The organism is Pseudomonas sp. CFBP13528 (assembly GCF_005233615.1).
GTDB lineage: Bacteria > Pseudomonadota > Gammaproteobacteria > Pseudomonadales > Pseudomonadaceae > Aquipseudomonas > Aquipseudomonas fluorescens_AM.
In genome coordinates this window covers 34,123-47,330 of sequence record NZ_QGAJ01000017.1, presented here as the reverse complement: position 1 = coordinate 47,330, position 13,208 = coordinate 34,123, and the positions used below count along the sequence as shown (strand labels likewise).

9 protein-coding genes and 1 pseudogene are annotated in these 13,208 nt (G+C 62.3%); 7 read left to right on the top strand and 3 right to left on the bottom strand.

Annotated features, from left to right (window positions below):
- Positions 1 to 7: 7 nt before the first annotated feature.
- The 3 genes from PspCFBP13528_RS23515 (at position 8) to PspCFBP13528_RS23505 (ending at position 5,848) form a co-directional block, all read left to right on the top strand.
- Positions 8 to 1,789 (top strand): DUF1302 domain-containing protein, encoded by a 1,782-nt coding sequence (locus PspCFBP13528_RS23515; protein ID WP_065951207.1) that lies wholly within the window; start codon positions 8 to 10, stop codon positions 1,787 to 1,789.
- 26 nt (positions 1,790 to 1,815) lie between these two features.
- Positions 1,816 to 3,174, top strand: a complete 1,359-nt coding sequence (locus PspCFBP13528_RS23510) for a DUF1329 domain-containing protein (RefSeq protein ID WP_101219670.1) — start codon at positions 1,816 to 1,818, stop codon at positions 3,172 to 3,174.
- A gap of 172 nt (positions 3,175 to 3,346) precedes the next feature.
- Positions 3,347 to 5,848: a LuxR C-terminal-related transcriptional regulator gene (locus PspCFBP13528_RS23505; protein WP_137201634.1), complete on the top strand. Its 2,502-nt coding sequence runs from the start codon at positions 3,347 to 3,349 to the stop codon at positions 5,846 to 5,848.
- On the opposite strand, the gene PspCFBP13528_RS23500 is transcribed toward PspCFBP13528_RS23505, so the two are convergent.
- A complete protein-coding gene (locus PspCFBP13528_RS23500) occupies positions 5,845 to 6,720 on the bottom strand; it encodes an AraC family transcriptional regulator (RefSeq protein WP_137201633.1) in 876 nt (291 codons plus the stop codon). The genes PspCFBP13528_RS23505 and PspCFBP13528_RS23500 overlap by 4 nt on opposite strands.
- Before the next feature lie 136 nt (positions 6,721 to 6,856).
- On the opposite strand from PspCFBP13528_RS23500, the gene PspCFBP13528_RS23495 reads away from it, so the two are divergent.
- A complete protein-coding gene (locus PspCFBP13528_RS23495) occupies positions 6,857 to 7,759 on the top strand; it encodes a DMT family transporter (protein ID WP_137201632.1) in 903 nt (300 codons plus the stop codon).
- Between the two features lie 110 nt (positions 7,760 to 7,869).
- Here PspCFBP13528_RS23495 and norR read toward each other — a convergent pair whose 3' ends face one another.
- Positions 7,870 to 9,420 carry a nitric oxide reductase transcriptional regulator NorR gene (norR, locus tag PspCFBP13528_RS23490; RefSeq protein ID WP_137201631.1) on the bottom strand — a complete coding sequence of 517 codons (1,551 nt, stop codon included), beginning with the start codon at positions 9,418 to 9,420 and terminating at the stop codon, positions 7,870 to 7,872.
- Positions 9,421 to 9,567: 147 nt separating this feature from the next.
- Here norR and hmpA point away from each other — a divergent pair, with 147 nt between their 5' ends.
- On the top strand, positions 9,568 to 10,749 hold the full coding sequence (gene hmpA / locus PspCFBP13528_RS23485) for an NO-inducible flavohemoprotein (protein WP_101219674.1): 1,182 nt from the start codon (positions 9,568 to 9,570) through the stop codon (positions 10,747 to 10,749).
- 220 nt (positions 10,750 to 10,969) lie between these two features.
- Entirely contained in the window at positions 10,970 to 11,476 is a 507-nt protein-coding gene (locus PspCFBP13528_RS23480; RefSeq protein ID WP_065951214.1) for a disulfide bond formation protein B, read from the top strand.
- Between the two features lie 472 nt (positions 11,477 to 11,948).
- On the opposite strand, the pseudogene PspCFBP13528_RS28115 reads toward PspCFBP13528_RS23480, so the two are convergent.
- Positions 11,949 to 12,239, bottom strand: a pseudogene (locus PspCFBP13528_RS28115) (hypothetical protein).
- Positions 12,240 to 12,266: 27 nt separating this feature from the next.
- Between PspCFBP13528_RS28115 and cyoA the strand changes: the two are divergent.
- Entirely contained in the window at positions 12,267 to 13,208 is a 942-nt protein-coding gene (gene cyoA, locus PspCFBP13528_RS23470) for a ubiquinol oxidase subunit II (protein WP_065885078.1), read from the top strand.

The window sequence follows — 13,208 nt, the reverse complement described above, 5'->3', positions numbered from 1 at the left end:
AAGACGCATGACAAAAACAACAATGCGCGCCATCTTCACGCCACAGGCGCTGGCCGCTGCGGTTGCCGTGGGCTGCTGTGCCCAGGCACAGGCTGTTTCGTTCAACATTGGCGAGATCGAAGGGCAATTCGATTCCTCGCTGTCGGTCGGTGCAAGCTGGGGCACGCGGGATGCCGACACAAGCCTGGTCGGCGCCGTCAACGGCGGCACAGGTCAGGCGTCCACCGGCGATGACGGACGTCTGAACTTCAAGAAAGGCGAAACCTTCTCCAAAATCTTCAAGGGCCTGCACGACCTTGAACTGAAATACGGCGACACCGGTGTGTTCGTGCGTGGCAAGTACTGGTACGACTTCGAGCTCAAGGACGAGGACCGCGAGTTCAAGCCGATCAGCGACCACAACCGCAAGGAAGGCGCCAAATCCAGCGGTGCGCAGATTCTCGATGCGTTCGTTTACCACAACTATTCCCTGGGCGACCTGCCCGGCACCGTACGCGCCGGCAAGCAGGTGGTCAGTTGGGGCGAAAGTACTTTCATCGGCAACTCCATCAACAGCATCAACCCGATCGACGTGTCGGCGTTCCGTCGTCCAGGCGCCGAGATCAAGGAAGGCCTGATCCCGGTAAACATGCTGTTCGCTTCCCAGAGCCTGACCAATCAGTTGACCGTGGAAGGTTTCTACCAGTTGGAGTGGGACCAGACCGTGCTGGACAACTGCGGCACCTTCTTCGGCGGGGACGTGGCGGCGGACGGCTGCACCGGTAACTACACGGTGGGCAGCCCGGGGATTGCGCCGCTGCAACCCATCGCGGCGGCACGCGGCCAGGGTTTTGTGGTGACCCGCGAAGGCGTGGTGGTGCAGCGCGCCGCGGACCGTGATGCGCGCGACTCCGGCCAGTTCGGCGCCGCCTTGCGCTGGCTGGGCGATGACACCGAATACGGCCTGTACTTCATGAACTACCACAGCCGCACCCCGACCGTGGGCACGATTACCGCCAATACCAACCTGGCGACCATCGGCGCCATTGGCGCCGCCGCCCCGGCGGGCTTTGGTGGGGCGCTGGCCCAGAGCACCATGCTCGGTCGCGGCCAGTACTACCTGGACTACCCGGAAGATATCCGCTTGTTCGGCGCCAGCTTCTCCACCACCTTGCCCACCGGCACGGCGTGGACCGGCGAGATCAGCTATCGGCCCAATGCGCCCGTGCAACTCAACACCACCGACCTGACCCTGGCGCTGGTCAACCCGATTGCCGGCAATACCGCGTCGCCTATCCGCAGCTCATTCGGCGCCGACAACAAAGGCTACCGCCGCAAGGAAATCACCCAGATTCAAAGCACCATGACCCAGTTCTTCGACCAGGTGCTGGGCGCCGAGCGCCTGACACTGGTGGGCGAAGCGGCCGTGGTGCACGTCGCCGGCCTGGAAGACAAAACCAGACTGCGTTATGGCCGCGACTCGGTGTATGGCGCCTACGGGTTCCAGGGTGACACCGACGGTTTCGTCACTTCCACCTCCTGGGGCTACCGCGCACGGGCAATCCTTGACTACAACAACGCAATTGCCGGGGTGAACCTCAAGCCCAACCTGTCCTGGTCCCATGACGTCGCCGGCTACGGCCCCAACGGGATTTTCAACAAAGGCGCCAAGGCCATCAGCGTCGGCGTGGACGCGGACTACCGCAGCACCTACACCGCCAGTCTCAGTTACACCGACTTCTTTGGCGGCGACTACAACACCCTGACCGACCGCGACTTCCTCGCCCTCAGCTTCGGCGTGAACTTCTGATTTGGCTTAAAGAAGGACAAGAACCTATGCGTAAGACAATTGCAGTGCTGGCCCTGAGCCTGTTGGCCGCCCACGTGATGGCAGCGGTATCGCCGCAAGAAGCCGACAAGCTTGGCACCACCCTGACCCCGGTCGGCGCCGAAAAAGCCGGCAACGCCGATGGCTCGATCCCGGCCTGGACCGGCGGCATCCCGAAAAACGCCGGCGCGGTGGACAGCAAGGGCTTTCTCGCCGACCCGTTCGCCGGTGAAAAACCGCTGTTCGTGATCACCGCCGCCACCGTCGACAAGTACAAGGACAAGCTCTCCGACGGCCAGGTGGCGATGTTCAAGCGCTACCCCGAGACCTACAAGATCCCGGTGTACCCGAGCCACCGTACGGTCAACCTGCCGGCGGATATCTACGCGTCGATCAAGCGCAGCGCACTCAACGTCAAGGCGATCAACGACGGCAACGGTCTGGAGAACTTCACGGGTAACCGTTACTACGCGTTCCCGATCCCCAAGAACGGCGTGGAAGTACTGTGGAATCACATCACTCGCTACCACGGCGGCAACCTGCGCCGCATCATCACCCAGGCCACGCCCCAGACCAACGGCAGTTACACGCCGATCCGCTTCGAGGAAGAAGTCGCGGTGCCACAGGCTATCCCCGATATCGACCCGGCCAAGGCGGCCAACGTGCTGAGTTATTTCAAGCAGTCGGTCACGGCGCCGGCGCGGCTGGCCGGCAACGTGCTGCTGGTGCACGAAACCCTCGACCAGGTGAAGGAGCCGCGCCTGGCCTGGATCTACAACGCCGGCCAGCGCCGTGTGCGGCGGGCACCGCAGGTGTCGTATGACGGGCCGGGCACCGCCTCCGACGGCCTGCGCACCACGGATAACTTCGACATGTTCTCTGGAGCGCCCGACCGCTATGACTGGAAACTGGTGGGCAAGAAGGAGCTGTACATCCCGTACAACAGCTACAAGCTCGATTCGCCCACCCTCAAGTACGACGACATCATCAAGGCCGGGCATATCAACCAGGACCTGACCCGCTATGAGCTGCATCGCGTCTGGGAAGTGGTCGGCACCGTCAAGCCGAGCGAGCGGCACATCTACGCCAAGCGCCACATGTACATCGACGAAGACAGCTGGCAGGTCGCCCTGGTGGACCACTACGACGGTCGCGGCCAACTGTGGCGTGTCGCCGAAGGCCATGCACAGTTCTATTACGACCACCAGGTGCCGGCCTACACCGTGGAAACCCTGTACGACCTGATCGCCGGGCGCTACCTCGCGCTGGGCATGAAGAACGAGGAGAAGAGCAGCTTCGTGTTCGGCTTCGCAGCCAAAGCGGCGGATTACACCCCGGCGGCGCTCAGGTCCGAAGGCGTGCGCTGATCTTCAACTGACACTGCAATCAACCTGTGGGAGGGGGCAAGCCCTCTCCCACATCGGGCTGTGTACACATCGGGTTCTGTGCATGGTCCTTAATCACCCCGCTGAATACTTCTTCAACAACCGCCCACCACAGGACTAGGGTTGCATCACAATAAAAAAGCAGGATGCAGCAATGACCGCCCTGACACGCTGCCTGGACCGTCCTGGATTCATGCCTCGGCTGTCCGCCCACCATGTGCTGCGCCCGCGTCTGGCCGCAGCGTTGCTCGCGGCGCCGGCACGTGTGAAGTTGTTGTGCGCGCCGGGCGGCAGTGGCAAGAGCGCGTTGCTCGCCGAATGTGCACTGCAGGCGCCGCCCGGGTGCCAGGTGTACTGGTTGGCGCTCAATGGTGGCGTGGCGTGCCCTGGTGATTTTTCCCGGCGCCTGGCGCACAGCCTGGGCCTGTCTTATACCGATGAAGCCACGTTATTGCTGGATCTTGGGCGCTGGCAACACCCGGCGTGGGTGTGCCTGGATGATTTCTGTCGCATGCCCGCTGCCGAGCTGGACGCCTTGCTGGATCGGTTGCTCACCGTCAGCAGCCCGGCGCTGACCTGGTGGCTGGGTGCGCGGCGCCGGCCATCGTGCAATTGGCCGCGGCTGTTGCTCGATGACGAATTGTTGGCGTGCGGCAGCACCGAACTGGCCTTCAACGCTACGGAAATCCAGGCGTTGCTTGGGCCAGGGCAGAGTGTCGAGAGCGTCATGCAGTTCAGCGCGGGCTGGTGTGCCGGGGTGCGCATCGCGTTACTCAATGACGGCCATGCCGATAAAACCTTGCTCGATTACCTGCAACACGAAGTGTTCAACAGCTTGCCGGCGGAGTTGGCCGAAGCCTGGCGGGTGCTGGCCAACCTGCCGCGCTTCAATGCGGGCCTGTGTGAACATCTGTTCGGCTTTGGTGACGGTGCTCAGTACCTGCGCGAGCTTCAAGCGCTCGGTGCGTTTATCCAGCCCTGGGAAGGCAGCACCGATTGGCTGCAGATATTTGCACCCCTGGCGCGCCTGCTGCGCGAAGAACCCTGGCCGGCCAAGCGCGCCTGGCACCGGCGCGCCTGCCAGTGGTTCAGTGCCGAGCAGGACTGGCAGGCCGCCTTCGAGCAGGCACTGCTGGCGCAGGAATACGAGGCGGCGGTGAGCCTGTTGCAGCACTTCAGTTTCGAAGACTTGTTTCGCGGGCAAAATGCCGTGCTGCTGTTGCGCCTGCATGAGCAGCAGGGCGATGAATTGATGCTCGGCTCGGCGCAATTGGTCGGGCTGGTCACGGCTGCACTGCTGTTTGCCGGGCGCTTCGAGCAGGCGGCGGTGTGCATCGACCAGTTGGCTCGATTCGCACCGCGACCCACGGCGGTGGCGCAGCGTCATCTGGTGGCGCGCTGGCAGGCGCAAGCCGGCTGGCTGCTGCACCTGAGCGGCGATGCCGAGGGGTCCCGCGCGCATTTCCTCGAGGCGCTGCAAGCCTTGCCCGAAGATGCCTGGACATCGCGCCTGATGTGCCTGTCGGGCCTGACCCAGCAAGCCCTGCTGCGCGGTGAACTGGATGTCGCCCAGACCTTGAATCGTGAAGCGCTGTGCCTGGCCCGCGCCCACGGTTCGCTGGTGTTGGAGGCCTTGCTGGAGCTGGATCACGCCCAATTGCTGGAACAGCGCGGCGCGCCGTACCGGGCACAAAGCCTGTTGGAAAGCGTGCAGGCGATGCTGGCCGAGCAGCGCTTGCAGGCGGGGCCATTGATGGGGCGTATCGCCCTGCGACGCGGGCATCTGGCGTTGCGTCAAGGGCAGGACGCCCTGGCGGGCGAATGTTTCGAGGTCGGCATGAACATCTGCCTGCACAGCCAGGACAAGCGCGTGCTCTACGGGTTTCTCGGGCTGGCGCTGCTGGCGGCCAATCGCGGTGATTACGCCCAGGCGTTCATCCAGCTGCGCGATGCCGAGCGGCTGATGCAGCAGCGCCACGTTCCCGTGCTGGTGTACCGCGCGGTACTGTTGTTGATCAGCGGGCATTTCTGGTTGCAGCAGGGGCGCGCGGAATTGACGGTCGAAGCGGTGCGCCGCGTGCTGCGTCACTTTCATGGGCCCTGCGCCAAGCAGGCGCCGCCGGCCACGCTGGAATTGATCCCGCGTCTTGAGTACCTGCTGGTGCTGGCCGAGGTCAGGCTGGGCTGCGCCGAACAGCCGCTCGAGCGCCTCGGCGCCTTGCTCGACAGCACTCGGCAACGCGGCATGCTGTGCCTGGAAACCGAATTGCAGTTGGTGCTGGGCGAGGTGGCCTGGCGCCTGGCAGAGCCGGCCCGGGCGCGCCTGGCCCTGCAAGCCGGCCTGGCATTGGCGGCGCGTTGCCAGGTGCAGCAGGCGGTGCGCGAGTTGCGTCTACGCGCACCGGGCTTACTGAGTGAGTTGGGGCTCGAACCGCAAGCGTCGCCCGTCGGCGTCACGCACAACCTGCTGAGCCAGCGCGAACTGGAAGTGTTGCAGTTGATCGCCCTGGGCAACTCCAATCTGCAAATTGCCGACCGCCTGTATATCTCCCTGCACACGGTCAAGACCCATGCGCGGCGTATCCACAGCAAACTCGGGGTGGAGCGGCGCACCCAGGCGGTGGCCAAGGCCAAGACGCTGGGCTTGATGGGCTAAGCGCGCAATGCCTGGCGATAGTCCCCAGGCGCCGCGCCCATGGCTTGGCGAAAGCGCTGGTTGAAATGACTGGCGCTGGAGAAACCGCACCTCAACGCGATCTCCCCCACGGCCAGGGTGCTGCCGCGCAGCAGGCTCTGCGCGCGGGCCAGCCGGCGCGCCAGCAGGTACTGGTGGGGCGGCAGGCCGAAGCTTTGGCGGAACATGCGCGCGAAATGGTACTCCGACAGTGCGCACAGGCCGGCCAGTTGGCCGAGGCTGATGGCGTCCTGCAGGTGCTGGTCGATGTACTCCACCAACCGCCGCCGCTGGTGCGCGGCCAGCCCACCTTTTACCCGCAGCCCGTCGCGGGCGCCGACCTGGCTGAGCAGAGTGTGACTGAGCATTTCGTGGGCCAGGCTGCTGGTCAGCAGACGCTCGCCGGGCTCGTGCCAGTTGAGGGCAATCAACTGGTGAAAGCATCCGGACAGATGGGCGTCTTCGAGGAAGGTGCCTTCGCGCAATTGCAGTTCACGGGGTTCGCGGTCGAGCAGGGTGACGCAGCCGAGGGCAAATTGTTCGGGGCTGAAATACACATGGGCCAGGCGAATCTGGCCATTGATCACCCACGCCGATTGATGCTCGGCCGGCAGGATGCACAGTTTGTCCGGGCCGCCCTTGATGCCCGGCTGGTCACGGCGAAAGGTGCCGGTGCCGCCTCCGATGTAGCACGACAACGTGTGATGGCTGGGCGCCTGGTAATCCTGGGAATCGTGGTGGTTGCTCCACAATGCCGCGGACAGACCGTCACCGAGCTCGGCACAGGCTTGCAGGCGTGCGTTGGGCGAGCGGTTGAGGGCTTGAAAGACTTGCAGGGATTCCAGTGCTGGCATGCTGTGTTCTCCGACGTTTTGCATCCTACTCCGCCGTCATGGCGCTGTGAGCCCCGCGGCCGACAAAAGCGCAAGAATGTGCAAGAGAACTGCACGCGGTAAAAGCGACACTGGGACTCACTCGCCGGAGCCCGCTATGAACCTTTTCCTGTATTTACTCACGGTGCTGATCTGGGGCACCACCTGGATCGCGCTCAAATGGCAGTTGGGCGTGGTGGCGATTCCCGTATCGATCGTGTACCGCTTCGGCCTGGCGGCGCTGGTGCTGTTCGTGCTGTTGCTGCTCAGCCGCCGACTGCAGGTGATGAACCGGCGCGGGCACCTGATTTGCCTGGCGCAGGGCCTGTGCCTGTTTTGCCTCAACTTCATGTGTTTTCTCACCGCCAGCCAGTGGATCCCCAGCGGGCTGGTGGCGGTGGTGTTTTCCACGGCGACCTTGTGGAACGCCCTGAATGCCCGGGTGTTCTTCGCTCAGCGGGTCGCACGCAATGTGTTGATGGGCGGCGCGCTTGGGTTGCTGGGACTGTGCTGTTTGTTCTGGCCGGAGGTGGTCGGGCACACCGCCAGCCCGCAGACCTTGCTGGGCCTGGGCTTGGCCTTGCTGGGCACGATGTGTTTTTCGGCGGGCAATATGCTGTCGAGCCTGCAGCAGAAAGCCGGGCTCAAGCCGTTGACCACCAATGCCTGGGGCATGGCCTACGGTGCGGTGATGCTGGCGGCCTATTGCGCAGTGCGCGGTATTCCGTTCGAGATGGACTGGAGCGCGCGGTATATCGGCGCGCTGTGGTACCTGGTGATCCCGGGTTCGGTGATTGGCTTTACCGCCTACCTGACGCTGGTCGGGCGCATGGGGCCGGAGCGGGCGGCCTATTGCACGGTGTTGTTCCCGGTGGTGGCGCTGAACGTATCGGCATTTGCCGAGGGCTATCAATGGACCGCACCGGCGCTGGCGGGGTTGGTGCTGGTGATGCTGGGCAATGTGCTGGTGTTTCGCAAACCCCGGACGGTAGCACCGACTTTTCATGCGAAACAAATCTGATGTGGGAGGGGGCTTGCCCCCGATAGCGGCCTTGCAGTTGACACATGCATTGACTGACACACTGCTATCGGGGGCAAGCCCCCTCCCACATTTGATACCAGGTGGCCTGTCTATTTCAGTCCAAGCCGCCTGGCCATGCGGCCGAGGTTGGCGCGGTCCAGCCCCAGTTCGCGGGCGGCGCCGGCCCAGTTGTGTTGATGGCGCTCCAGGCAGGCGCTGATGATCCGGCGCTGGAAGTGCTCGGTGGCCTGGCGCAGGTCGCCAGTGGCGTCGGGGGCAGTAGCGGGCGGTGTTTCGATGGCCGTTGCGCTGACATCCGGCAGGTCCAGGTCCAGGTCCACGGCGCTCAGGCTGAGAATTTTCGGCCGCTCGCGGCAGTGGCCCAGGGCTTTGAGCGCGCTGCGTCCGATCAAGTGTTCCAGCTCGCGCACATTGCCCGGCCAGTCGTAGGCCAGCAGCGCCGCCTGGGCATCGCTGGTCAGGCGCAGACTGCCCAGGCCCATGCGTGAGCGGTTCTGCTCCAGGAAGAAGCCGGCCAGCAACAGCACATCGCGCCCGCGTTCACGCAGCGCAGGCACTTTCAGAGGGTAGACGCTCAAGCGGTGGTAGAAGTCGGCGCGGTAGCGGCCATTGCGTACCTCAAAGGCCAGGTCACGATTGGTGGCGGCAATCAGGCGCACATTCACCTGATGCTCCTTGTCCGAACCCAGGCGCTGCAACTGGCCGCTTTGCAGCACCCGCAGCAGCTTGGCCTGCACCGTCAGCGACAGTTCGCCCACTTCATCCAGGAACAGCGTGCCGCCATTGGCCAATTCGAATTTGCCCCGGCGTTCATTCAGCGCGCCGGTGAAGGCGCCGCGCACATGGCCGAACAGCTCGCTTTCCACCAGGGTTTCGGGCAGTGCGGCGCAGTTGAGGCTGATCAGGGGTTTGTCGGCACGCGCCGAGGCGGCGTGGATCGCCTGGGCGACCAGTTCCTTGCCGACCCCGGTTTCACCGGTGATCAGCACGGTCAGGTCACTGCCGCCCACCAGTTTGATTTCCTCCACCAGATGCTTGTGCGCCTTGCTCTGGCCGATCATTTCCTTGTGTTGCTGGCCGCTGGCTTGACGGTAGATCTCGGCACGCTGGTGCTCGTCCTCGGCGCGCAACGCCAGGCGTTCAATGCGCTCGGCGACGTTGACGGTGGCGGCGGCAAGGCTGGCAAAAGCTTGCAGGGCGTCCAGTTCGACCCGTTCAAAGCGCTCGGTGTCGAGGGCGTCCAGGGTCAGCAGGCCCCAGGGCTGGTCGTCGATAAACAACGGGCAGCCCATGCAATCGTGTACTTGCAGATGCCCGTGCAGGCCGTCCACCAGGCCGTCGTAAGGGTCGGGCAATTGGCTGTCGCTGTCGAAGCGGGTAGGGCCGGGGCTGCTCAGCAGCACCTCGAAACGCGGGTGTTCGCTGACCTTGAAGCGTCGGCCCAGGGTATCGGCGCTCAAGCCATCCACGGCCAGCGGCACCAGCCACTCGCCATCCAGGCGCAGCAACGCGGCGGCATCGCACGGCAGCAGGGCGCGCATGGCTTGCAGCAGGCGTCGATAACGCTCGCCCTCGGGCAGTTCCCGTGACAGGTCGGCGACCAGCGGCAGCAGGGTGGTGAGCAACGGCTGTGCAGTCATAATGACTCCTTGTAGTCCTTATGACTATAAGTTGTAGGAGGTCATACTGACTACATAATATTTAACTCTATGAAAAATAACGTTTTATTTGTTGGCATGAATACTGACTACCTAAGGGTAATGAGTAAAAAGACCCAGGAGTCTGCCATGCTGAGTGCCCAAGACCGTGCCATCGTCAAATCCACCGTGCCCCTGCTGGAAAGCGGCGGCGAAGCGCTGATTACCCATTTCTACCGGATGATGCTGTCGGAATACCCGCAAGTTCGCCCACTGTTCAATCAGGCCCACCAGGCCAGCGGCGACCAGTCCCGCGCACTGGCCAATGGCGTATTGATGTACGCGCGGCATATCGACCAGTTGGACCAACTGGGCGACCTGGTGGCCAGGATCATCAACAAGCACGTGGCCTTGCAGATCCTGCCGGAGCACTACCCGATCGTCGGTGCGTGCCTGCTGCGGGCTATTTCCGAGGTGCTGGGCAGCGAGATAGCCACCCCTGAGGTGATGAGTGCCTGGGGCGCGGCGTACGGCCAGTTGGCGGACATCCTGATCGGCGCCGAAGCGGCTATCTACGACGAAAAGGCCCAGGCGCCCGGCGGCTGGCGCGGTGCGCGGCCGTTCCTGCTGGTCAAGCGTGTGGAGGAGAGCGACGAGATCATCTCGTTCTACTTCGCCCCGGTGGACCACGGCCCGATTCTCAACGCTGCCCCTGGCCAGTACATCGGCATGAAACTGGTGCTCGATGGCGAGGAAGTGCGTCGCAACTATTCCCTGTCGGCCTTGAGTGATGCGGGCCTGTATCGCATCAGCGTCAAGCGCGAAGCCGGTGGGCGGGTATCCAACTACCTGCATGACCAACTGCACGTCGGCGCGACCATCGACCTGTTCCCGCCGGCGGGCGAGTTCACCCTGGCCGCCAGCGATAAGCCGCTGGTACTGATCAGCGGCGGGGTGGGCATTACGCCAACCCTGCCGATGCTCGAAGCGGCCCTGGCCACCCAGCGCCCGGTGCACTTTATCCACTGCGCGCGTAACGGCGGCGTGCACGCGTTCCGTGACTGGGTGGATACGCTGGCGGCCAGGCACCCGCAACTCAAGCGCTTCTACTGCTATGCCGAGGACGACGGCGTGAGCCCGGCGGCGGACAAGGTCGGCCTGCTGAGCCAGGATCAACTGGCGGCGTGGTTGCCCGAGCAGCGCGACATCGATGCGTACTTCCTGGGGCCTAAAGGCTTCATGGCTGCGATCAAGCGGCATCTGAAGGCGCTGGGTGTACCTGAGAAACAGGCGCGCTACGAGTTCTTCGGCCCCGCTGCGGCGCTGGAATAATCCCTCAGCAGCCATGCTGTCCAATGTGGGAGGGGGCTTGCCCCCGATAGCGGTGGGTCAGTCAGCTTGTCTTTCGCTGATACATCGCATCGGGAGCAAGCCCCCTCCCACATTAGCTCTGCATTTTTCTCGATTAATCCGGCGTTAACCCTTCTCTGTTTTAACGGGTGCCTGTGTGTAAACTTGTTGCCATCAGGCAAACAAACAAAGGAAACCGGAGATGAGTGACGAAATGCGTTTGGGCAGGGAGCGGCGCTTTCTGGTGTTGCTGGGCATCATCTGCCTGGCGCTGATCGGCGGCGCGCTGTACATGCAGGTGGTGTTGGGCGAAGCGCCGTGCCCACTGTGCATCCTGCAACGCTACGCCTTGCTGTTGATCGCGTTCTTTGCGTTCATCGGCGCCGCGATGCGCACCAAAGGGGCCGTCACGCTCTTTGAAGGGCTGGTGGTGCTCAGCGCCCTGGGCGGTGTGGCGGCTGCCGGTCACCATGTGTATACCCAGTTCTTCCCTCAGGTCAGTTGCGGCATCGATGTGCTGCAGCCGATCGTCGATGACCTGCCCCTGGCCAAAGTGTTTCCCCTGGGCTTTCAGGTCGACGGCTTCTGCAGCACGCCCTATCCGCCGATCCTCGGCCTGTCCCTGGCGCAATGGGCATTGGTGGCGTTCGTGCTGACCGTGATCCTGGTGCCCCTGTGCATCTATCGTAATCGCCACCCCAAAGCCTGAGCCCGCTCACGAAACGCCCCGGTCTGCTTGAGTGCAGGCCGGGGCGTTTTTGTTCGCAGGGATTTGTGAAAGAGCTGTGACGAGTGGCAACAAAAGCGGCGCGCAGCGTGCGACATGTTGTCACACGGAGGCTGTCGCAGGAGGGTCGTAACCGTCCGGACCGGCCTCTGGATTTGCATCTGGTGCGCAAACTGTGCTGTCAGTTCGGGGTTTGAACGGCGCCGCGAAACGCTCAAGGGTTCGGCACGCGCGGGGTGAGTAAATGCCTTGTTTTATGGGGACTTTACTGCGTTTACCATGCCCTTACAGGTTGTAAGGGGAGTGGCAATCTGCCCAATAGCCCAGCAATTTTTGTGGTTTTTGTTGAGAATTGAACGCGATAAGATCGCGAACCATTGCAAGAATGGTGAAGGATTATTGCTGTAATCGATAAAAATTATTTCTTTATCAGACATGGTTTATACATCGCTAGCTAACTACAATCGCCCGCACTGAATGTCCGGTGCTGTTCAATATTTGAGCATTGGAGCGGTCGAGGAGCAGATGGAAGGCTCTGTGCGATCCCAGGTTCCGGCAGCCTTTCAACTATCCGCACCAAATGGAATTGGTCTGTAACAAGGCCTTTAGCCACGAAATCGAATAAGAACTCACCGCAGGTCCGTGAAACGTACAGCTATGACGTGGCGGGCAGGCTCTTATTCAATCGAAGAGAAATGCCAACCCTTGGCAGGGTGAAGTGTTGGCGATCAAAACCCAACTGCATTGCGCAAGCTGCTTTAGAGGTCGTGAGATGAGTAAAAACAGGTACCCCCGATTACTAGGCTTTTTGCCGCTGCTTGGCATGATGTTAATGCTGGGAGGCTGCAAGTGGACCTTGCTCGACCCAAAAGGACAGGTCGGTCTGGATGAACGAAACCTGATCATCACCGCCACCCTGCTGATGCTGCTGGTCGTGGTCCCTGTGATCATCATGACCTTCGCCTTCGCCTGGAAATACCGCGCGTCCAACACCAGCGCCACCTACGCGCCGAAGTGGTCGCACTCCACCAAGATCGAAATCGCGGTGTGGCTGGTCCCGATCCTCATCATCATTGCCCTGGGTTATGTGACCTACAAGTCCACCCACGCGCTGGACCCGTACCGTCCGCTGGAATCGGACGTCAAGCCGATCAACATCGAAGTGGTCGCGCTGGACTGGAAGTGGCTGTTCATCTACCCGGACCTGGGTATCGCCACTGTGAACCAGATCCGGTTCCCGGAACACACTCCGCTGAACTTCAAGATCACCTCCGACGCCGTGATGAACTCGTTCTTCATCCCAGCCCTGGGCGGCCAGATCTACGCGATGGCAGGCATGCAGACCAAGCTGCACCTGATCGCCAACCAGAAAGCTGAAATGGAAGGCATCTCCGCCAACTACAGCGGCGCTGGCTTCACCGGCATGAAATTCAAAGCGATCTCGACGAGCCAGGAAGAATTTGACGCCTGGGTAGCCGAAGTCAAGGCCGCACCTAAACAGCTTGATCAAGCTGAATACGACGCCCTGACCAAACCAAGCCAGAACAACCCTGTCGCGCTGTACTCCGCGTTTGAACCGAACCTGTTTCAGAAAATCGTCGACAAGTACGAAGGTATGAAGCCAGGCAAGCCGGTCAAGCACGAGAAGAAAGAAGTGGCCGTGGTTGAAGGTTCTGACACAGGCGCGCATTCAACTGCTGGGGCAGAGGAGTAA

Excerpts from the sequence above, each read along its gene's own strand:
- PspCFBP13528_RS23515 (WP_065951207.1), top strand. The coding sequence starts at position 8 with ATGACAAAAACAACAATGCGCGCCATCTTCACGCCACAGGCGCTGGCC.
- PspCFBP13528_RS23510 (WP_101219670.1), top strand. The coding sequence starts at position 1,816 with ATGCGTAAGACAATTGCAGTGCTGGCCCTGAGCCTGTTGGCCGCCCAC.
- PspCFBP13528_RS23505 (WP_137201634.1), top strand. The coding sequence starts at position 3,347 with ATGACCGCCCTGACACGCTGCCTGGACCGTCCTGGATTCATGCCTCGG.
- PspCFBP13528_RS23500 (WP_137201633.1), bottom strand. The coding sequence starts at position 6,720 with ATGCCAGCACTGGAATCCCTGCAAGTCTTTCAAGCCCTCAACCGCTCG.
- PspCFBP13528_RS23495 (WP_137201632.1), top strand. The coding sequence starts at position 6,857 with ATGAACCTTTTCCTGTATTTACTCACGGTGCTGATCTGGGGCACCACC.
- norR (WP_137201631.1), bottom strand. The coding sequence starts at position 9,420 with ATGACTGCACAGCCGTTGCTCACCACCCTGCTGCCGCTGGTCGCCGAC.
- hmpA (WP_101219674.1), top strand. The coding sequence starts at position 9,568 with ATGCTGAGTGCCCAAGACCGTGCCATCGTCAAATCCACCGTGCCCCTG.
- PspCFBP13528_RS23480 (WP_065951214.1), top strand. The coding sequence starts at position 10,970 with ATGAGTGACGAAATGCGTTTGGGCAGGGAGCGGCGCTTTCTGGTGTTG.
- cyoA (WP_065885078.1), top strand. The coding sequence starts at position 12,267 with ATGAGTAAAAACAGGTACCCCCGATTACTAGGCTTTTTGCCGCTGCTT.